Raw genomic sequence first — 19,567 nt, 5'->3', positions numbered from 1 at the left:
AATTACTGTGGAAGTAACGAAACGTAAATTAATGGATAAAGAGGCACCAAACCGTTCGACAGCAATTGTGAACGGGCGCTCTTCAAATATTTTAAACTGGGATGATGTGCGTTTTAGTTGGGCCTATCCGAAATACAAAAAAATGCTCGGTAATTTCTGGACGCCATTTGAAATTAATATGAGTACAGATGTGAAGCAGTTTCCAACGCTAAATGTAGATGAACAAGATTCGTTTCTAAAAATTATTGGACTTCTGGCATTACTTGATAGTATTCAAACTGATTTTGCCGGTAAAGTTGCGGACTATTTAACCGATTCTAGCCTAAATGCGCTTATGATTATTTTAGCGCAGCAGGAAGTAATCCATAATCATTCCTACTCGTATATATTATCGAGCTTGGTGACGAAGGATATGCAGGATAAAACATTTGATTTTTGGCGTACGGAGCCTGTGTTACAGGAACGTAATGATTTTGTCTTTAAAGGTTATGCGGCATTTTCAGAGGAAGCAAATGTTCAAAATATGCTTCGTGCCATCGTTTATGATGTTATTTTAGAAGGGCTGTTTTTCTATTCTGGCTTTGCGTACTTTTACCATCTTGCACGCAAGCAAAAAATGGTTGCGACAAGTACGATGATCAATTATATTAACCGCGACGAGCAGCTACATGTAGACTTATTCGTGAAAATTTACAAAGAGCTAGTAGAAGAATATCCGCAGTACAATACACCTGAGTGGGAAGCTGAAGTACAAGCCATTTTTCGTGAGGCAGCAGCGCTTGAAGTTGGCTGGGCTCGAGAAGTCATTGGCGATAAAATTGATGGGCTAGATGTAGAAGATGTCGAGGACTATATTTACTTTTATGCGAATGTCCGCTGTCATCAGCTTGGTTATGAGCGCCCATTTGAAGGCTACCGCAAAAACCCGTTAAAATGGATTAAAGCTTATGAGGAAGTGGATCTTGGCAAAACCGATTTCTTCGAGCAACGTTCACGTCAATATACAAAAATTAATATTGAAGATAATGGATTTGATGACCTATAAATTTTGATGGAAAATGAAAAATTACAAATATTTAAAATAATAACATGGTATGATTAGAGTGTGAAAAATGACAATAAGGGGCTATGATCATGACTACATACCAAATTACAACTGAATTAACGACAAATAAAAAACAAAAAATGACTGTGGATCAGCTAGGCTTTGGGCAAATCTTTACAGACCATATGTTTGTAATGGACTACACAGCAGGGCAAGGATGGCATGATGCTCGTATTATTCCGTATCAACCACTATCACTTGACCCATCTGCCATGGTTTTTCACTACGGGCAAACGGTATTTGAAGGTTTAAAGGCATTTGTAACGGCGGAAAACGAAGTGTTATTATTCCGCCCAGATCGCAACTTTAAACGTTTAAATGCATCAAATGATCGTTTATGCATTCCGACAATTGATGAGGAGCTTGCATTAGAGGCATTAAAGCAACTCGTAATAGTAGACCGTGAATGGATTCCAAATGCACCAGGCACATCGCTATATATTCGACCATTTATTATTGCAACGGAGCCTTATTTAGGTGTATCACCTTCGAAAAAATATCAATTTATTATTATAATGTCACCAGTAGGCTCATACTACAAAGAAGGAATTAATCCCGTAAAAATTCTAGTAGAGCAGCATTATGTACGCGCGGTTGTAGGGGGAACGGGTGAAGCAAAAACAGGCGGGAACTATGCAAGCAGTTTAAAAGGTCAGGAACTAGCAAGTAAAGAGGGCTATTCTCAAACGTTATGGTTAGACGGCAAAGAAAATCGTTATGTGGAAGAAGTAGGAAGCATGAACATCTTCTTCAAAATTAACGGAAAAGTTATTACTCCTGCACTTAATGGTAGTATTTTATCTGGGATTACACGTGATTCAATGATCCAGGTGTTAAAATCAAAAAACATTCCGGTAGAAGAGCGACAAATTGCGTTTGAAGAAGTATTAGAAGCTGCGAAAGCTGGTACTTTAGAAGAAGCATTCGGTACAGGTACAGCTGCTGTTATTTCTCCAATCGGCGAATTCAAATGGCAGGACGAAAAAATCATCGTGAACAATGGTGAAATCGGTGAAGTTACACAAACGCTTTACGAAACATTAACAGGTATCCAAAACGGCACAATTGAAGATGCATTCGGTTGGACAATTAAGCTATAAATTGAAAAGGGATGGACGATAGGTGGAAACTTATCGTCCATCCCAATTTTTTTAGTGATTAAGGAAGTATACCTTCCACAACCATATAATAAGGGACATCATCTTTATAGTTAGTTGTGTCTTACTATTGCTTGATTAGCTCTTTTGCTTCTGAAGTTAAAACAGGGGCTTTCACTGATTTTTCTTTCCCTACATACGTTTCAATTAAATCCTTCATATCAATGCCGGACGATTCTTTTAATGTTTCCTGCAGTGTCGACATTAAATTTGTTGCGTAGGACGTCACTTTATTGGCTCCACCACCAACACCGCTTCCTGTATCTACTACCGTAATTTTATCGATGTTCGCTAATGGGCTCGCAATTTGTTTCGCATATTCTGGCATCATACGTACAACCATATCAAGAATAGCTGCCTGGCCATATTGCTCGAACGCTTCCGCAATTTTTTGTTTTGCTTCGGCTTCAGCAAGACCACGTAAGCGAATGATGTCTGCTTCTGTTGTACCTTGTGCACGCTCGGCGTCAGCTTTTGCTAAACCATCTAAGCGAACACGCTCTGCTTCTGCTTGTGCATGTGTTTCAATACGATATTTTTCGGCATCCGCCTCTGCAAATTGCTTCATTTTTTCCGCACTGGCACGTTGCTCAACAGCGTAACGCTCGGCATCAGCCTTCTTCTTCACTTCTGAATCATATTGCTTCTCGCGGCGCAAAATTTCACGTTCTTCTAACTCAATTTGTTTTTGACGTTCAATAATTTGAATTTGCATTTCTTGCTCGGTTACTTCCTGCTTCGCACGGGCTGTTTCGAGTTCATATGCTTGGTCAGCGCGGGCTTTTGCAATATCTTGCTCACGGCGGAACTCGGCTACTTTTAATGCATTTTCTTTTTCAGCTTCAGCGATTTCAGTCGCACGTTCAAGCTCTGCCTTTTGTGCCTCTTGAGCTGCTTGCGCACGTTAATACGAGTTTCTTTATCTGCTTCAGCTGTTGCAATGTCTGCGTCGCGCTTCACCTGCGCAATACGCGGCTTCCCGAGTGAATCTAAGTAGCCGTTTTTGTCACGTACATCTTTAATTGTAAAGGACACAATAACTAGGCCCATCTTTGCTAAATCCTGTGAGGCAACACGTTGTACTTCCTGCGAGAATTTATCCCGATTTTTATAAATTTCTTCTACGGTCATGGAGCCTAAAATGGAGCGTAAGTGACCTTCTAATACTTCACGCGCCTCACTTTCGCGTTCATGCTTTTCTTTCCCTAAAAACTGTTCCGCAGCTGTCGCAATTTCAGAAATCGAGCCGCCGATTTTAATAATCGCTGTGCCATCTGCCATAACGGGAACTCCTTGCTCTGTATACACTTCAGGCGTTGTCACATCTAATTTGCTCGATAAAAGACTAAGCGGCTTCGCTTGCTGGAATACAGGGAATACAAATGCACCACCACCGCGAATAATTTTAATGCGGTTGCCGGCATCATCTGTATGTACATTTTTTGATCCTAAATAGCTTCCTGTAACGATTAATGCCTCATCTGGTCCAGCTGTGCGGTATTTAGCAATATACACCGCCACAATTGCCACAATTAAAAAGGCCACAATTCCAATGGCAATAAGTGCTCCTAACATAATCCATCTTCCTTAGTTTAAGTATTCAGGCCAGGTCTGTTCATAAATTGCTACAAAAGCAGTCCCTTCTTTTACTTCAATAATCAAAACTTCCGTGCCATAAGGAATTTCTACTTCGTGAAAGCTTGCTGCCCGCTTCGCGATAATCCCGTTTACTGATTCAATAATGATTTCTCCAAAGCCACCCAGAGGTACCGGTACAATAACCTTTGCTGTTTGACCTTCAAGTGATGCGTCTGTGTAGGCGAGTGAAACCTCTGCCGAACGAAGTGGAATGAGTAAGAAAAAGTACAGTAATGCCGTTAAGATACTAGAACAAAAAAGGGCTGCAATAAAAACGAGGAGACTTGACCAAGCTGTAAATTTTTCAAATAAGTAGCCGCTTGCTGCAGTAATCGTGATGAATGCTAAAATAACAGCTGGGTCGAAAAAGGGAATACCCTCACTAACACCATCCGTTAGATCTCCAAAGAATAAATAAAGAAGAGTACAGCTTCCGATAATGACAAGAATGGTCATATAAATCATCGTTATTGAAAATCCGAATAACATGCTTACACCCCCTTCGTTGAGGATTACTACTACTTACGAATGACTGCATAAAAAGATTCGTGATTTAAGGATAAATTGTAAAATAAAGGATTTATTTTTCGTATTAGCAAAGCATTGAACAATTTCGTAGCAGACTATTGTAATACTAATCAACAGAGTGTTCAGTGATTGAAGAAGGAAAGAGTTTAAAAAAGGGGCTAGTATTTATGGCGGGCACTGAAAAAACCCGAAACATTATTTTTTCATAATAATTTTATGCTTCTTCTTTATTTTTTCAGAAAGCGAGTGCCAGAGCACCAATCATCTTTCACTATTTAGCAAATACTTATTAGAATTTTCAGTAGAAATTAACTTTTTCAGTGCCTTCGTATTTATGTATTTAGCGATGGTAAAAAGACTTTCTCCGTTTCATTCAAAATCTGACTTATTTGACAGCCCAATGTATTTTGTTGATAGATTAGCTATTTTTAATTACATGCCAATTTTTAATGTCTGTTAGTTGAATAGGGCTATTTTTTTTAAAATAACGCATCATTAGTTCAGGAATATCGATACGTATTTCACGAATCGCCTGCTTTTTCATCATATGAAAGCCGTGTGCACCTGTAGCCCGGTAGCTATTTACGACCACTTCAAATGTTGCTTCATTAAGAATTTGTTCACCTTTGTATAACAGCTTGGTCACACGCTTTCCAACAGCTTTTGAAATATTAAGTTCATACTCGATACCGCCCCAAAAATCATACACATAAGGTTGAGGCTCCGGATAATACACCATCGTACTAAGGGCAATTTCTCTGTCTTTATCAATTGCAAAAACTGTAGCGCATTGCTCTAGTGCTTCTCGAATTTCTGCTCCACTAAGCTTTATAACTTGTAAATAGTTCGCTCGCGGATAATTTTTTAGTATGTCGCGGATAGTTACGTTACCAGAGAAACCACCACAATCATGATAAAACAGTTCAGTGACGGATAGCTGAGCGTTACTTGCTTCGAGTTGTACATTGTGTAAAAACTGTAAATATGGATGATCCGCAAGACGTATTTCCATGAAATCATGAAACGACATGTCTCCATTTACATATCCGACTTTCAAATCCAACCAAGCATCGACTTCAGAAAAAGTCACCCCAGCTGCTTCTTCATCAACAAAAACGAGGCTCGGTTCATGGGAAATACAACCGTTTTCAATTGTTACGTCAATTTGTGCAAGGCAGTGAGCATGTGAGCCAGGTTGTATAACTGGAACAGTACCTACTTTTGTGGCAAATTGTAAATGCTGATGACCAGTAATGAAAATATCGATGCCGTCAATTTCCTGAAGCATCGCATAGCCTTGATTTTCACCCATATTTTCATCATAGGGGATTCCTGTATCCACATCGCGTTCAAATCCACCGTGGTAACAAAGAATGACTAAATTAGGTTGCTCCTGCTCACGTACATAATGGACCCAGTGTTTTGCAGCTTCTAGTGCATCTGTGAAGGTTAAATTTTGTGTGAGATTTTCTTCATCCCAAACAGGTACATGATGCGTGACAATGCCGACAACAGCAACACGTATATTTTCTATTTCTTTAATATAGTAAGCCTTTGAAAAGTCCCCAATATTCCCAGCAATCCAAGGGAAATTACACGCCAAACGCATCTTTTCAATCTCGCTCAGCGTATAATTGAATTCATGGTTACCAAAAACAGCAACATCATATTTTAGCTCGTTGGCCATTTGAAGCAATGGATGAGGGGACTTCTTTACCCGTTCATAAAAATAACTTAAATGGCTCCCTTGTAGAAAATCTCCGTTATCAATAAGGAGGGCAGGCTGTTTGCTGCAAATCATATGTGCTAGCTTTGAAAATCGCTCCGCCTGCCCGTGAACATCACTTGTTGCTAGTATTGTAAATTTCATGTTGATCCCTCGTTTAATATGTATGTATTAATAGTATAATATAAAAAAACGTTGCTAGAAGGGGAGAACCGTCGTAGCAACGTCAAATAGTACAAGGTTTGTTTTTATTGTTGTCATAGCATGTAGCAAGTTCAAGCAATGCTAATAATTGTAATCATTCACGATTGTTTTGGCTATAGATGTGGAAATACAGTGTTGTCAACGTAAGCTTTTAAAAAAACAGAAAATCAAAAACGGGTCTTTACCAAAACATGTGCTTTACTTTAAAAGAAAGCGTACTACTTTATAAGCACATGGAACGGAAAGCGTCCGCCTAGAGTGCAATGTGCCGTCGAGTACAGATTTTGGTTTAGAGCCTTAAAAACAGAAGATTTATTAGTAGCACATTTGTCACCATTGTGATTTAATTATCATAGATGATAATCGTTCTCGTTATTGTCGACTAAATTACATACCTTAAAGGAGATGCTTAACATGATCACAGTTACGAACCGTATCCACGTAAAAAAAGGCATGGGCATGAAAATGGCTCCAGCTTTCGTTCAACCAGGTCCACTACAACAATTTGAAGGTTTCCATAAAGTAGAGGTAACCGTATCAACTCAATTTGAAGAATATGACGAAATGAACGTAGTTATGTACTGGGATTCATTAGAAGTGTTTGAAGTTTGGCGTGCAAGCGATGCCTTTAAAGCAGCTCACAAGCGTCCATCTGAAGGTTCAGGTGAGCCAGATCCAAACTCACCAGTAATTAAATCCCAAATTATTATTTCTGAAGTTGCAGGTTCAATTTCTAAATAAATTTAAAGGACAAAGTCAGTTTACTGGCTTTGACCTTTCTAGATAGTGAAGCATAGGTAGAGAGGTAAACCTCATCATTACTTATGCTTTTTTAATTCTGTTAATTCTGTCATCAGTTGTGTAAGATACATAGGATTTCATGAAATTGTAGTGTATACTTTTATGAAATTACATAGAGGGAGTTCAACAGATGACAGACATGGAAACATATTTTTATAATGGTCAATTTCATGCTTGCTACAAATTAGCAACACAACTTAAAGAAGATATGCAGCAAGGTGAAGTTGCATGTCGATTTATCGAATTATTCTCGCAATATCAATACGAAAAGATTCCTACGTATACAACTTGTGAACACAAGCAAAGTGAAGAACGTGAAGACGAAACATATGCTGAGTTAGATGAAGTAGAAACCATTCGTGCAATTAAAGGAGAAGCCGAGTTCGGAGAAGCAATTAAGCAACTCGAAATAGATGCAATTGAGGGGTCTAATGAACGCAAGGCACAGTCTCTTTTTGTTCAGGGACAGTTATTTTTACTGGCACATCATTATGATGAGAGTATTCATTGTTTCATGCAAGCTGTAATATACAATCCTAATCATGGGCTTTATTACGGCTATGCTGCACAAACAATGCACCGTTTCAGTTGGTCACCATTTGAAGTGATGGGGTACTTAGAGCGTGCAATTGAATTAAACCCACAAAATGCTCGTTGGCACTGGAATAAAGGGCTTGTGCTAACGCAGCTCTATAAAGATTTACAGCAGGAGGCATTTTTAGAAAATGCTCTTATTGCGCTTGAACAAGCATTAACGAGCTGCCGACCAGTGCAAAAATCACTGAAAGGTGCAATAGAAAATACGATTGAAAATATGCGCGACTATGTATTTAATTAAAGAATGGTACAGAAGCAACTTGCTTCTGTACCATTTCACATTTAGGTTTTCGGTTTTCGAATAAGTAAAACCGCAACAATCGCTATGAAAATGACCGCTGCAACTAAATAGGCAGCTGTGACGATGCGGATATCACTATTTGAACGAGCTATCCCAATAAGGGCCCATACAAACACTAGTGCAAAAAAAATATCATTCGATACATACAGTACAGTAATCGCCAATATACCGGCAAGAATAATTAAGCCAATTGTGCCTGTTACTTCATCAATTCCGAGGCTAATATTATAGTACTGTAGTGTGTAAGTAATATTTGCAATGGTTGCGACGGAAATCCATCCTAAATAAAATGAGAACGGTAGTCGACCACCAAATGTAAAATCATCAATACTATAGCTTTGGTACAATAGTATTAATGTAGCCAACAAACCAAGCATCACAATGACTGACAACCCGAAATATTCATAATGCCAAGTTAATAGCCAACAAATATTTAATAGACAGCTTGTAATAAATAAAATTGCAATGTCATCTGAGGTTGCCTCTTTAGTATTGCGTCTTAAGAATTGGATAATCAGCCAAATTGCTAGCAGGAAATAAATAAGGCCCCAAATCGAAAATACATACCCAGCCGGTGTAAATAACACAACTTGTTTAGCGGAAATTTCTTGTGTCGTTTGGCCATTAATTGGCAATGTATTTGACAATATGTTCACGGTCACCATTGCAATATAAGCAATGACCATCAGCACCACATTTCTCATTTTGACTCCTCCTGTTCCTATTTATAATTGTAGTCGAGCTAGTAAAATAGTTAACTTTACATTTTAGGATTTATAGATTGTATGGAACTATAGAGCCTTAATAATGTACAACGCTTAAAAAAAAATTGCTTTCGTTCGGATCTCTCGTGCCTTAAATGAAAATGAATGGTACGATAGAAAGGGCAAAAGACAGAAGATTTTAAGGAAGTGAAACGTATGATAAATGAGCAACTGCAAAAAAATATTACAAAATATATTGAGCAACAATTTTTTCATTTAACAGCAAAAGCGGATGTCAAGCAACTGGAACAAACGATACAAAAAAATATTACGATGAAAAAAGAATCGTCCACTTCTCAAGAAGATTTTTATGACCGCTTAATGCTCAACATTACATATTATGTGGAAAACAAGGCGGCATGGACAAAAGTTTTTACTGATACGTATGGAACAGGCTCCGTACCGAAAATTTCGTATATTGAAAACGAATTGATAGCACAGCAAATGCGGATTCGGCAATTTGTGTCGGAAAAAATGGACGATTATAAAAAAGTGTTTCATAGCCAGTACAAGGCATTAAAAGTAACGGAAGATGCTGTTATCTATGATTATGCTTATGCATCGGTAGAACATTCGTTGCGCTTCGATTTTTTAACGTATGTTACGTTGCAAAAAGAAGCGACACTGTTAGCTGAGGGCGATGTGAGAGCAACTTTAAAAATGATTGATGGCTATATTGCATATTATGCAGATCAGTTCGTTAATAAAATGGAACTTGTTTAGAGAGGAGAGATCATATGAATTCACCATATATATTTCAACGTACAGCACCGCAAGTAACAGGAGAGAAGCAACCAGCAATTTTTTTATTACACGGCTTAGCAAGCAATGAACAGGATTTAGTACAATTAGTTGGGGATTTTAAAGCACAATGTCATATTTTCAGCTTACAAGGGCCAATTCAGCATAAGCCGGGCTATGCATTTTATACATTTGAAGAAGAGGGTAAGCCGCAACGCGACGTTTTTGATAAAGTCGTAAAATTTACAGAGGCATTTATTTTAGAGGCGATACATGAATTTAATCTAGACGCTGAAAAAATTTATGTCGTCGGTTTTAACCAAGGTGCTGTTATCGCGCAAACTCTTGCACTAATAATGGGCAATGCCATTCGCGGGACAGCTGCACTGAGCGGTTATATTCCAGAGTTTGTTGCTACTGAGTACAGTAAAAAATCAATGGACAACTCGAAAATTTTTATTTCACATGGGGAATATGATTATGTGTACCCGTTCGCATGGGGGGAAGCTAGTGCTACATTTTTCGCAGATTATGGAACAGATGTGACGTTTAAAACATATGCGGATGGTCATGGGGTAACACCGGAAAATCTTCGAGATTTAGTCGCATTTATCGCGCAGGACTTGGTTACGACTTTAAACTAATATGAAAAATAAAAGCTGGCGCTAAATCGTCAGCTCTTTTTTTAGTAGATAAGTAAGGACAGCATCTCGCCCTAGTTTGGACGAGATGTGTCTTTCTAACGTTTATAGTTTTAGATCTAACAGTGTTGTAGCTTCCTCAAGTGGCATTGGCTTATAAAAATAGAAGCCTTGTCCAGTATGGCAGCCCATTGCTTTAAGCATCATAAACTGCTCAAGTGTTTCAATACCTTCTGCTACAGCACACATATGTAAATTAGAGGCTAATTGAACGATTGTTTGAACGACAGCATGCATACCGGGATCATCCATTGCATTGACAAAGCTTCGATCAATTTTAATTTCAGAAAAGGGCAACTGTGGTAAATAGCTCAGCGATGAGAAGCCTACCCCGAAATCATCAATCGAACTATTAATACCCGCACTTTTTAAAGTCGATAATATATCCTTCGCTTTAGAAAAATCAACGAGCTCTATGCTTTCAGTTACTTCAAGTTTAATATATTGTGTTGGCACATTATATTTGGACAATAACGCTAAAAAATCATTAATAAACGATTCGTAATAAAAATGGTCAGGTGATATATTTACTGCAATCGGTACTATTTTTAAACCTTTTATTAGGCGCTGTTGCTGCCAACTTAGCACCTTTTTGATGACCAGTGTATCAATTTCTCTAATTTTCCCAGATTGTTCAGCCGCTGAAATAAAAATAGCAGGAGAGACAGCGCCTAAAACATGTGAGTTCCAACGAGACAATGCCTCGAATCCTTCAATTTCAGATGTTTCAAAATTGATTTTAGGCTGTAAATAGATCGTAAATTCATTATGCTGAAGCCCATAAGATAACTGATTCAATATATCCATTTCTTGCTGCAGTTTAGCATCACTTTCTTCTTCAAAAAATACTACCTTCGTCCCGCTTGTCGCACGAGATTTTGTTAGTGCTATATCTGCCTGACGAATACAATCTTCTGCAGACAGGTCCGCGCTAAAAAAGCCAATCCCTAATTTAAGTGTAATATACAACTCTTTTCCATTAATAAAGTACGGAATAATCGTTAATTGGCGTACCCGGAAATCATATGTATCCAGTTCTGTTAGCTTATATTTACTCGCGACAATAATGGCTGAATTAGTGAATCGTGCAATAAATTCCTCATGGTTACCAGAATGCTGATTTAGGCGCTCCACAATTTGGCTAAGTAACTCATCACCAGCTTTGCGACCATATAATTCAACAATATTAGAATATTCCCCAGGTTGAATTAATATAATTAAACCTTCATGACCCTCAACAATCCATTTTGATAATTCATTGTTAAAATAATGCTGATTAGGAATATTCGTTCCTACATCATAATAGGCTAATCGCGATAATTGCTGCTTTTGCTCAGCGTACTTAACCGACAAGGAAATAAGTGGAATTAGACGATTGAGGAAATCAATGTCTGTACGTTTTAGCTCCGTCTTTTCATTGAAGTACAAGGTGAAGGAACCGAGCACTTTCTGTTGTTGATTTAGTATTGGCTTAGCCCAGCATGTTACTATATGGGAATTCAGTTCAGAGTCATGAAATCCTTCACATCGCCAATCATTAAGTACATCCTCTGCAACAATAAATTCCTTTAAGTCAATTGCCGTTCCACTACAATCTGCTAGTAGCTCCATTTCAACCGTTTGCAATTGTTCTACTATCGAGTGAGGTAAGGAGCCAGTTGCGACCGCTTTTATCGACCCGTCAGGCTGAACTAGATGAATTGCACAATAGGCGTCACGAATATAATGTTTTTCTATTTGATCAGTAATGACATTTAAAATTGTTTCTAACTCATCGTCTCTGTCAAGCTCGATATACACTTCTCTTTCTAGCTTAGAGAGCATTTTGTTGAGCATTAATTCTGTAACGTCTTCACATGTTAGAAAAATAAATTGAACCGTATCCCCTGCATCGCGAAACGGATGTAACGTCATGAAATTCCAATAAGCTGTTCCGTCACATGCGTATTGTAAAATAGTAAACTGATTTGATATTGCTTGTTGAAGATGATAATTTAGTTCGGTCTCTATCTCAGAATCGGTTTTAATTCCATTTAGTACTGATAAGCTTTTACCAATTAATTGTTGTTCTGTATAACCACATAGATTAGTAAAAGCTGCATTGTAGTAAACGATCGGTAAACATGCTTCGGAAGGGTCAATAATAACGACACCCGTACTATACTGTTCACCTACATTTTTTAACCATGAAAATAACTGTTCCTTTGATAGGGGCATTGTATGATTGATTAACAGAAAAATTCCCCCTAAATGTAAGATTTTCTATAAAAGTATATCAAACTTCCTGCTGGTAACACACGAAATATTCTAAAAAATACAAATATATTTCGACTTTTGGTGTAAATCATTAAATATACGATGTAATTCGTAACTGTTTTTAAGTGGATAAGAAAATATAACTTTCTCCTCCACATAAGAAAGGACATTAACTCGCTCTATTTTGGGCGAGTTTTGTCTTTCGAATAAATGGGATATATTTAGTTAACGATAGTCTGCCATTTTTTTAATATAATTTGTTCCTCGAATGAGCTATAAAGGCGATAGTTATCTTCATCTAATATACGAAAATGTTGACTTAAAATATTTTGTTGTAAGCGATAGCCGTTCCCTATCTTGACATCACGCCACCAGATATAGCCTCCGAGTGTTTTCTCCTTTGGTCTACTAATGACATCGTGAGCCGTTAATTCAATGACTTCTAATGGATCACCGCCAAATGCATTTTGCAAAATGGAACTTTCACGGAACAAAGCGCAAACCGCTACAGAAGTTGTCCAACCAGCGGAAATGCGTCCTTTTTCGATTTGCACAAGAGTTTTTTTAGAAATTCCGATTACTTCTGCCATTTTATCCTGTGTGTAGTCATTTTCAGTCCGAATAAGCTTCAACTTTTCAGATACAATATCAATTGCAAAATCTCGGTCCATTTTACCTCACCTTTTCGTGTAAATTTACTCTAATTGTATAAGTTCCACTTTAAATGAAAAAGCAATAAAATGCGAGAATAAAGCTGACGTCACACTATTTGAGTTAACCATAAAAAAGGCGTTGAATAAGTATAGAAGTATACTTACTCAACAGCCTCTTTAACTTGTTTCGTTGTGGTTGTCACTATTGTTTCTTTATTGATTGTACTTTATTTAAACCACCTACCGTTACTTGTGTAGCACTTTTTAGTTCTTAAAAACTACAGTGTTATGTAACATAGCCTCCAAAAAGCTTTAATTGGAATTCTATTAAACTATTCATACATTTTCGTATCCGAGATGACTTTAAAATAAATACCTTTATGGCTATCACTAATATCATGACGAATGCTATCTAAATCTAAGATTGTCTCTTTGCCAACATATGTAGCTAATTTTTCTAACAATTCAGTAAACGCATTCGTAAACAATTCACGCATATGATCAAAATCATTATTACGGAAGCTGCTATTAATATCAAAAGCCTCCACCGAGCTCAGTTGCTTAGAAGCACCAGCAAAGCGATCATCATATACCGTGTAATTTTCATCGGTAATAATAATAATATGTAATACTTCGTTCGTTGACGTGCGCAGTTCAATGTTTGTTTTATGCTTTTTAACATCTGAGATCTCATGAATCCCGTACGTATGTTTCATACAAAATAGTGACATAGTAATTCCTCCCTGTTGATAAATGTTTGCTTGTTTCAATTATTTAATAAGTATAAAATTAATGTGGTAGAAATTTCAAATTATTTGTCGTAAATGGGAACAAAATAATAATGCATTGATTGTGCATAGACGTTGTTTATAATGGAGTTAGAATTATTATTATTTTTTGTATAGAATTGGGGGAAGTAAAATGACAATAGAATTACTTGAAAAATTACAATTGCTTGAACAACGAATTGAAAAATTAGAATTTCATAAATCTTTACTGCAGCAATTAACGCGAAGCTATGAGGAAAATAGTTTATTTGATGAAATTATTTCACATGATTTATCTAGAAATCAATTTCAAAATCTGCTAGATATTACAAAAAAATATGTGCATCAATTAGAAATAGGGCAACCTGTTTTACACCATGAATTTTTAGAAGAATTCAAGGAAGCATTAGGGCATGAGGTAAGAGTGTTTAGCTACGACCAATTTGCGAAAGCATGGCTAAAGGGGATTGACGGTAGCTTCGGCATGTCTAAGCGACTAGCAGACCATTTTAACTATTAGGCTTTATTAAATTTCATTATGGATATTTTGAGTGAGATAATATGAATGCAAAATCATTACTATCGCTCCTTACATAGCGGCTGGCTGGCAAAAACACCGCCTCCATGCGGTATTGCCACCATGACCAACGTCGTGTTGAATGATTGTATGCTTGCTTAAAAATCTACTTTAGCATTCAAACAATTCCAATAATTAAATTAGAGCCCTAATTACTACTCCTAAAGGTTTAAATACACATCATATAAAGCATGTAAAGCCGTTGTTCCTATATCTTGAACAACTGTTTCATCGTTCAGGTGCATCGAAATTACCGCATCCTCTTCACTCAATTTTCCGTTAGGGAATGTTAAAAATACTGTGATTTCTCCATGTTCAAGTAGTTGCTTTTTTATGTCTTCATCAAATTTATAGGCACTGAATAGTCCATTATTTTTCCATGTACCCGTCACTGTTAACGTGTCAACTTCATCTATTTTTTCATAATGCCACTGAACGTCACGTAAAATGGTTTTATATAAGTCATTAATTGTGAATGTTTGGTTGTTGAATTGAATTTCGGTCGTTCGAATGGAGTGTACATCCATTGACAATGCTGATGCTGCCTCATCTGCCTTTGAATTAATACCATATGCTGCGTCCTTTAACTCCTCAAACGTTTCCCCGCAGCCTGTCAAAATAATTGTTACTAACATGAGCATTAAAAATGCCTGTATATGCCGCATTACTCTACCTCCAATTATTCTACTTAGTCATTATTCATCTTACTAAAATGTACAACCTCAAACATGCTGTTTTACAAATTGAATGTGAAAATTTTGTCACAATATGTGGAGTCACTAAAAAAATAGTATATTACTAAAGGCTCTATACCAAAATCTGTACTAGTCAGCACATTCCACTCCAGGCGGACGCTTTCCGCGGGCGTGGCTTGAGCCTCCTCCTCCGCTTCGCTACGTGCGGGGTCTCAAGGCTCACGCTTTCCCGCAGGAGTCGCCGCCTTCTGTTCTATGTGCTAATAAAGTAGTACACTTTCTTTTAAAGTAAAGCATATGATCTGGTAAAAACCCTTACTAAAATATTATTAATAATCCTAAACAGTGTAATAAAGGGGATTTTACGTGGATATTGTATAGTCTACAGCATTACAAGTTGCAACGGAAAGCACTCGCCGACATCGTTAACAATTTTATGCGGAGGGACTGGTAAGATGAAAATTGATGATGAAATGTTAGACAAATTGGGTGTTTATTTTGTCTATCATCAAGTGTATGATCGATATGGCATTACGTTCGAAAGTTTTGTAGATCGTTGGTCAAGAGGGATTTTAGATATTTAATGGTATTGAAGCAGTTGGACAGCAAGATGATGATTCGTATGCCCATGACGCCATTGAACTTTAATAGAAAAGGACTGTTTGAAAGTGAATTTACACTTTCAAACAGTCCTTCAATTTTTAGTAGATAAGAAAGGACAGCATCTCGCCCTATATTGGGCGAGATGTGTCTTTCTAATAGGACTAATAGTTTTTACGAATCCAGTCATTTGCCTCAATCCAGTTATTAACGCGTATGACATTAGTTGGGGCAGGCATTTGGTTATACGGCGTGTCAAACAATATAACTGGAATACTTAATTCTTCAGCTATCATCACCGCATTATCATGTTTATCCTCAAAAAACACTTCTACTGCATGTTTTTTTGCCACACTAATTTTGTCATGACTGCCGATTAACTCAATATGGTCAAATGGCAACGAATGCTTCTTAAACCAATTTTGCGTAACATCAAATACGTTTTCACCACGTGCTGAAATATAAAACAGCTCATAGGAATTTTGCCAATCTACTAAGATTTTTTTTGCATCTTGAGCAAGTTCACTTACTTCATACATCATAGGTTCATTCGCTTTAAACCACTGATTAAATTCATTGCGGTCTACAGGGTGAGGGAAACCGCTTAAAAAGTCATATTCTGTAATATCCGCAATTGTTATATTGACATTGTATTGATTATTTATATGAGGAATTAAAGTCGCCGGGCAAGTGACTGTCCCGTCAATATCAATCCCAAAGCGCGGCTTTAATTTTTTCGTCATAGGTAATTCTCCTTATTTCGATGCGTTTGCTGCTTCCTCTGCGGCAATCTTTTCTTCCATTTCGGCAGCAAGCTTGTCAATTTCTTTTTTCAGTTCCTCTACCATTGTCGCCTCAGGTACTTTACGAACTGTTTTCCCCTTCATGAATAGCAAACCTTCACCACGTGCACCGGCAATGCCGATATCCGCCTCACGTGCCTCACCAGGGCCATTTACAGCACAGCCTAGTACAGCTACTTTTAAAGGTACTTTAAGTGTAGAAATATATTCTTCTACTTCGTTAGCAATTGAAATTAAGTCAATTTCAATACGGCCACAAGTTGGGCAAGAAATAAGTGTTGCCATATTTGATGCTAAGCCGAATGATTTAAGTAATTCACGTGCTACTTTAATTTCTTCGACTGGGTCAGCCGAAAGTGAAATACGTAATGTATTACCGATGCCTTTAGAAAGAATCGCACCAAGACCAGCTGCAGATTTCACAGTACCTGCAAATAATGTACCTGACTCTGTAATCCCTAAATGAAGCGGGTAGTCAAATGCTTTTGATGCTTTCTCATACGCTTCAATTGCTAAGTTAACATCAGAAGCCTTCATTGACACGATAATGTCGTGGAAATCAAGGTCTTCTAAAATTTTTATATGATGAAGAGCAGACTCAACCATACCGTCAGCAGTAGGGTAGCCGTACTTTTCAAGAATATGACGTTCTAATGATCCAGCGTTTACACCGATACGAATTGGAATATTTTTAGCCTTGGCAGCATTTACAACGGCTTCTACCTTTTCGCGGCGTCCGATATTACCAGGGTTAATACGTACTTTATCAATACCATTTTCAATAGCTTTTAATGCTAGTTTATAGTCAAAGTGAATATCAGCAACTAATGGAATATTAATACGTTTTTTAATTTCTGCGATAGCATCTGCTGCGCGCTCATCTGGAACGGCCACACGTACTAATTGACAGCCCGCTTCCTCTAAACGTAGAATCTCTGCTACTGTTGCTTCTACGTCATGTGTTTTAGTAGTACACATACTTTGAATAAATAATTCGTTACTACCACCAATTGTTAAGTTACCTACACGTACAGGACGTGTTTTTGAACGGTGAATAATCTCACTCATGAAAATTCTCTCCTTTTCGGGCTCTTATCATGGACTAAGAAATTTATTTTTTAGTCCATGTTTAGTCAAATGCGCTCTCCCCATTTCGGCAGTGCCGCATGATCGCGACGATTTTGCCGAAATGGGGAGAAGCGAGCGTATTTGGCTATTCTTATGTAAGCCGTCACTGAGACTTATTTTATCAGTGTAGGAAAGTAAGAACAAGGATGAAACATTAACAATTCATTTCGAACAGATTTCGCTCGTTCTCGCATGAATTGGAAGCAGAATGAGTTCTCCTGCGACAAGGGATTGTAGCTGTAGATGTGGATTTAGTTCGTAAAATCTGGCAAGACGCTCAGGAAATGGCATTGCTATTGGGGAAGGGGTAGCTGCGAATAGACTATAAATTGTGTCACCCTCTGTTACGCGAACCGAAATAGACTGGTAACTCTCCTGCTCCACACAGGGTACGGTATCTTGATAAAACGACGTAAGCGGGACAGTCCCTTGCTGTAAATCAAATTTGATAACTATACCAATCAAAATAAGTACGGCAGCAGTTACTAGAAAGCGCAAAAAAATCCCCCCTTTTTTCACTATATGAAAAGAGAAGGGAATCATTCACCGTTTTAGTAAAGGATATTTTGTTAGTGCAACAATTACGATCATCATTGTAATAAAAATACTCACAATTGTAATAAATTTACTAGATACAGGGAAAATAGCAAATACAATGGATAATAAAGTTGCCCATGTAATGGCAAAGGCAGTAGTACGCCAAATTTGACGATACTCACCGCGACGATTCATCGGCTTTAGTAAAAATGAACAAGCAAAAGCATAAAAGCTAATTTTAGCGAACATAATGAGTGAATTCATAACGAATAACAACACTGCGGCAATTGGATACACAAGCCATTTTAAGTCGGTAGCATATTGTTCAATCTCTTCATAATTAAATACTTCCTGTGCACCTGTTGTGATAAATTGACCAAGCGAAAATGCCGTCACGAGTAGGATCAGTAAGAAAACATACTGAATAACCTTGCCGATCGACATAATGCGGTAAGCGGCAAGCTTTTTTGGATGGATTAAACTATCAACTAATAATTGCATGTGAGAAATTTTCATATGTAATGCTCCTTTAGTGGTTAATTAAATATAACTTTTTCAACCACATAATAAAGGACATCATCTCATTTTAAGGCGAGATGTGTCTTTCTAAGCAGTATTTTAACATGAACTTGGATGCTAGAGAAATGAACGTTTTTTTGAATTTGAAACTTTTAAGAAACGTTTCCGTATAACTAAGTAGTTTTGAAAGGAAGTGACACGTTGGATAGTATAGCTTGGATTGTCATTATTGCATTGTTTATCATCGCATTTATTGGTCTTATTTATCCGATCATTCCGTCCGTGCTATTTATACTAGGCGGCTTTATTGCGTATGGCCTTTTTTATAGTTTTAGTGAGCTACCATGGTGGTTCTGGTTAATTGAACTATTATTTGTTGTATTATTATTTGCTGCAGATACTATAGCAAACTTAGTTGGCGTGAAGAAGTTCGGCGGTTCAAAGGCGGGCATGTGGGGTAGTACAATTGGATTATTAGTGGGTCCGTTCGTCATTCCGATTTTTGGGATTTTAGTCGGCCCATTTCTAGGTGCAGTTATCGGAGAATTAATAATTACTCGAACGTCTATACAGCAGGCGATTAAAATCGGTATTGGCTCTGTTATCGGGTTTTTAACATCCGTTGTCACAAAGGGAATTATTCAAGTAGTAATGCTCGTGATTTTTGTATTTGCTATTTAATTGAAGGCATATTAGTTGATAGCGGAAAATGTTTGGCGTACACTGATATTGGGAAAGATTACAAGTGAGTTTAATGCTCAGCTTAGTT

At 37.5% G+C, this 19,567-nt stretch carries 20 protein-coding genes and 1 pseudogene; 9 read left to right on the top strand and 12 right to left on the bottom strand.

The genetic code is table 11. The features are described 5' to 3' along the window. The first annotated feature begins 1 nt into the window (after position 1). A complete protein-coding gene (locus MHH87_RS11170) occupies positions 2–1,045 on the top strand; it encodes a ribonucleotide-diphosphate reductase subunit beta (RefSeq protein WP_340750973.1) in 1,044 nt (347 codons plus the stop codon). A gap of 89 nt (positions 1,046–1,134) precedes the next feature. Then, positions 1,135–2,205 carry a branched-chain amino acid aminotransferase gene (locus tag MHH87_RS11165; RefSeq protein WP_340749383.1) on the top strand — a complete coding sequence of 357 codons (1,071 nt, stop codon included), beginning with the start codon at positions 1,135–1,137 and terminating at the stop codon, positions 2,203–2,205. Positions 2,206–2,329: 124 nt separating this feature from the next. Here the strand turns inward: MHH87_RS11165 and MHH87_RS11160 are convergent. From MHH87_RS11160 to MHH87_RS11150, 3 genes and pseudogenes are all read right to left on the bottom strand, one after another. Then, positions 2,330–3,837: pseudogene (locus tag MHH87_RS11160) on the bottom strand (SPFH domain-containing protein). A 12-nt stretch (positions 3,838–3,849) separates the two neighbouring features. After that, positions 3,850–4,389 (bottom strand): hypothetical protein, encoded by a 540-nt coding sequence (locus MHH87_RS11155; protein WP_340749382.1) that lies wholly within the window; start codon positions 4,387–4,389, stop codon positions 3,850–3,852. 457 nt (positions 4,390–4,846) lie between these two features. Further along, the gene (locus tag MHH87_RS11150; protein ID WP_340749381.1) at positions 4,847–6,298 is read right to left on the bottom strand and encodes a bifunctional metallophosphatase/5'-nucleotidase; all 1,452 of its coding nucleotides are present in this window, start codon (positions 6,296–6,298) and stop codon (positions 4,847–4,849) included. A gap of 474 nt (positions 6,299–6,772) precedes the next feature. Here MHH87_RS11150 and MHH87_RS11145 point away from each other — a divergent pair, with 474 nt between their 5' ends. Together MHH87_RS11145 and MHH87_RS11140 are read left to right on the top strand one after the other, a co-directional pair. Further along, entirely contained in the window at positions 6,773–7,099 is a 327-nt protein-coding gene (locus MHH87_RS11145; RefSeq protein WP_340749380.1) for a heme oxygenase, read from the top strand. Positions 7,100–7,289: 190 nt separating this feature from the next. Next, positions 7,290–7,997, top strand: coding sequence for an O-linked GlcNAc transferase (locus tag MHH87_RS11140; protein ID WP_340749379.1), 708 nt, complete (start codon positions 7,290–7,292; stop codon positions 7,995–7,997). A 41-nt stretch (positions 7,998–8,038) separates the two neighbouring features. Here the strand turns inward: MHH87_RS11140 and MHH87_RS11135 are convergent, their stop codons facing one another. Next, positions 8,039–8,761: a TspO/MBR family protein gene (locus tag MHH87_RS11135; protein ID WP_340749378.1), complete on the bottom strand. Its 723-nt coding sequence runs from the start codon at positions 8,759–8,761 to the stop codon at positions 8,039–8,041. Between the two features lie 216 nt (positions 8,762–8,977). Between MHH87_RS11135 and MHH87_RS11130 the strand changes: the two genes are divergently transcribed. Then, positions 8,978–9,544, top strand: coding sequence for a DNA helicase (locus MHH87_RS11130; RefSeq protein WP_340749377.1), 567 nt, complete (start codon positions 8,978–8,980; stop codon positions 9,542–9,544). A gap of 14 nt (positions 9,545–9,558) precedes the next feature. After that, positions 9,559–10,206, top strand: a complete 648-nt coding sequence (locus MHH87_RS11125) for an alpha/beta hydrolase (RefSeq protein WP_340749376.1) — start codon at positions 9,559–9,561, stop codon at positions 10,204–10,206. A gap of 102 nt (positions 10,207–10,308) precedes the next feature. Here MHH87_RS11125 and MHH87_RS11120 read toward each other — a convergent pair whose 3' ends face one another. From MHH87_RS11120 to MHH87_RS11110, 3 genes are all read right to left on the bottom strand, one after another. After that, positions 10,309–12,480, bottom strand: a complete 2,172-nt coding sequence (locus MHH87_RS11120) for an EAL domain-containing protein (RefSeq protein WP_340749375.1) — start codon at positions 12,478–12,480, stop codon at positions 10,309–10,311. Between the two features lie 260 nt (positions 12,481–12,740). Then, positions 12,741–13,190, bottom strand: coding sequence for a helix-turn-helix transcriptional regulator (locus MHH87_RS11115; RefSeq protein WP_340749374.1), 450 nt, complete (start codon positions 13,188–13,190; stop codon positions 12,741–12,743). A gap of 314 nt (positions 13,191–13,504) precedes the next feature. Further along, positions 13,505–13,903 (bottom strand): hypothetical protein, encoded by a 399-nt coding sequence (locus MHH87_RS11110; protein WP_340749373.1) that lies wholly within the window; start codon positions 13,901–13,903, stop codon positions 13,505–13,507. Positions 13,904–14,093: 190 nt separating this feature from the next. On the opposite strand from MHH87_RS11110, the gene MHH87_RS11105 reads away from it, so the two are divergent. Next, positions 14,094–14,459, top strand: coding sequence for a DUF1878 family protein (locus tag MHH87_RS11105; protein ID WP_340749372.1), 366 nt, complete (start codon positions 14,094–14,096; stop codon positions 14,457–14,459). Between the two features lie 218 nt (positions 14,460–14,677). Here MHH87_RS11105 and MHH87_RS11100 read toward each other — a convergent pair whose 3' ends face one another. Next, the gene (locus MHH87_RS11100; RefSeq protein WP_340749371.1) at positions 14,678–15,181 is read right to left on the bottom strand and encodes a 23S rRNA methyltransferase; all 504 of its coding nucleotides are present in this window, start codon (positions 15,179–15,181) and stop codon (positions 14,678–14,680) included. A 485-nt stretch (positions 15,182–15,666) separates the two neighbouring features. On the opposite strand from MHH87_RS11100, the gene MHH87_RS11095 reads away from it, so the two are divergent. After that, complete coding sequence (locus MHH87_RS11095; protein ID WP_340749370.1) at positions 15,667–15,795, top strand: hypothetical protein; 129 nt, start codon at positions 15,667–15,669, stop codon at positions 15,793–15,795. Positions 15,796–15,975: 180 nt separating this feature from the next. On the opposite strand, the gene MHH87_RS11090 is transcribed toward MHH87_RS11095, so the two are convergent. The 4 genes from MHH87_RS11090 to MHH87_RS11075 all read right to left on the bottom strand — a co-directional run bounded on the left by MHH87_RS11090 (position 15,976) and on the right by MHH87_RS11075 (position 18,795). Next, complete coding sequence (locus MHH87_RS11090; RefSeq protein WP_340749369.1) at positions 15,976–16,554, bottom strand: 5' nucleotidase, NT5C type; 579 nt, start codon at positions 16,552–16,554, stop codon at positions 15,976–15,978. 12 nt (positions 16,555–16,566) lie between these two features. After that, on the bottom strand, positions 16,567–17,682 hold the full coding sequence (ispG, locus tag MHH87_RS11085; protein WP_340749368.1) for a flavodoxin-dependent (E)-4-hydroxy-3-methylbut-2-enyl-diphosphate synthase: 1,116 nt from the start codon (positions 17,680–17,682) through the stop codon (positions 16,567–16,569). 222 nt (positions 17,683–17,904) lie between these two features. Beyond that, on the bottom strand, positions 17,905–18,240 hold the full coding sequence (locus MHH87_RS11080; protein ID WP_340749367.1) for a hypothetical protein: 336 nt from the start codon (positions 18,238–18,240) through the stop codon (positions 17,905–17,907). 45 nt (positions 18,241–18,285) lie between these two features. Beyond that, complete coding sequence (locus MHH87_RS11075; RefSeq protein ID WP_340749366.1) at positions 18,286–18,795, bottom strand: DUF1189 family protein; 510 nt, start codon at positions 18,793–18,795, stop codon at positions 18,286–18,288. A gap of 204 nt (positions 18,796–18,999) precedes the next feature. On the opposite strand from MHH87_RS11075, the gene MHH87_RS11070 reads away from it, so the two are divergent. After that, positions 19,000–19,479: a DUF456 domain-containing protein gene (locus tag MHH87_RS11070; protein WP_340749365.1), complete on the top strand. Its 480-nt coding sequence runs from the start codon at positions 19,000–19,002 to the stop codon at positions 19,477–19,479. Positions 19,480–19,567 lie beyond the last annotated feature (88 nt).

Origin of the sequence: Solibacillus sp. FSL H8-0538 (assembly GCF_038003525.1) — a bacterium.
GTDB lineage: Bacteria > Bacillota > Bacilli > Bacillales_A > Planococcaceae > JBBOPI01.
Note: the sequence above shows the minus strand (reverse complement) of the source record. Positions and strands in the feature narration are given on the sequence as shown.

Bases quoted from the DNA above. Each gene is read 5' to 3' on its own strand.
- MHH87_RS11165 (WP_340749383.1), top strand. From the start codon at position 1,135: ATGACTACATACCAAATTACAACTGAATTAACGACAAATAAAAAACAA.
- MHH87_RS11155 (WP_340749382.1), bottom strand. From the start codon at position 4,389: ATGTTATTCGGATTTTCAATAACGATGATTTATATGACCATTCTTGTC.
- MHH87_RS11150 (WP_340749381.1), bottom strand. From the start codon at position 6,298: ATGAAATTTACAATACTAGCAACAAGTGATGTTCACGGGCAGGCGGAG.
- MHH87_RS11145 (WP_340749380.1), top strand. From the start codon at position 6,773: ATGATCACAGTTACGAACCGTATCCACGTAAAAAAAGGCATGGGCATG.
- MHH87_RS11140 (WP_340749379.1), top strand. From the start codon at position 7,290: ATGACAGACATGGAAACATATTTTTATAATGGTCAATTTCATGCTTGC.
- MHH87_RS11135 (WP_340749378.1), bottom strand. From the start codon at position 8,761: ATGAGAAATGTGGTGCTGATGGTCATTGCTTATATTGCAATGGTGACC.
- MHH87_RS11130 (WP_340749377.1), top strand. From the start codon at position 8,978: ATGATAAATGAGCAACTGCAAAAAAATATTACAAAATATATTGAGCAA.
- MHH87_RS11125 (WP_340749376.1), top strand. From the start codon at position 9,559: ATGAATTCACCATATATATTTCAACGTACAGCACCGCAAGTAACAGGA.
- MHH87_RS11120 (WP_340749375.1), bottom strand. From the start codon at position 12,480: ATGCCCCTATCAAAGGAACAGTTATTTTCATGGTTAAAAAATGTAGGT.
- MHH87_RS11115 (WP_340749374.1), bottom strand. From the start codon at position 13,190: ATGGACCGAGATTTTGCAATTGATATTGTATCTGAAAAGTTGAAGCTT.
- MHH87_RS11110 (WP_340749373.1), bottom strand. From the start codon at position 13,903: ATGTCACTATTTTGTATGAAACATACGTACGGGATTCATGAGATCTCA.
- MHH87_RS11105 (WP_340749372.1), top strand. From the start codon at position 14,094: ATGACAATAGAATTACTTGAAAAATTACAATTGCTTGAACAACGAATT.
- MHH87_RS11100 (WP_340749371.1), bottom strand. From the start codon at position 15,181: ATGCGGCATATACAGGCATTTTTAATGCTCATGTTAGTAACAATTATT.
- MHH87_RS11095 (WP_340749370.1), top strand. From the start codon at position 15,667: ATGAAAATTGATGATGAAATGTTAGACAAATTGGGTGTTTATTTTGTC.
- MHH87_RS11090 (WP_340749369.1), bottom strand. From the start codon at position 16,554: ATGACGAAAAAATTAAAGCCGCGCTTTGGGATTGATATTGACGGGACA.
- ispG (WP_340749368.1), bottom strand. From the start codon at position 17,682: ATGAGTGAGATTATTCACCGTTCAAAAACACGTCCTGTACGTGTAGGT.
- MHH87_RS11075 (WP_340749366.1), bottom strand. From the start codon at position 18,795: ATGAAAATTTCTCACATGCAATTATTAGTTGATAGTTTAATCCATCCA.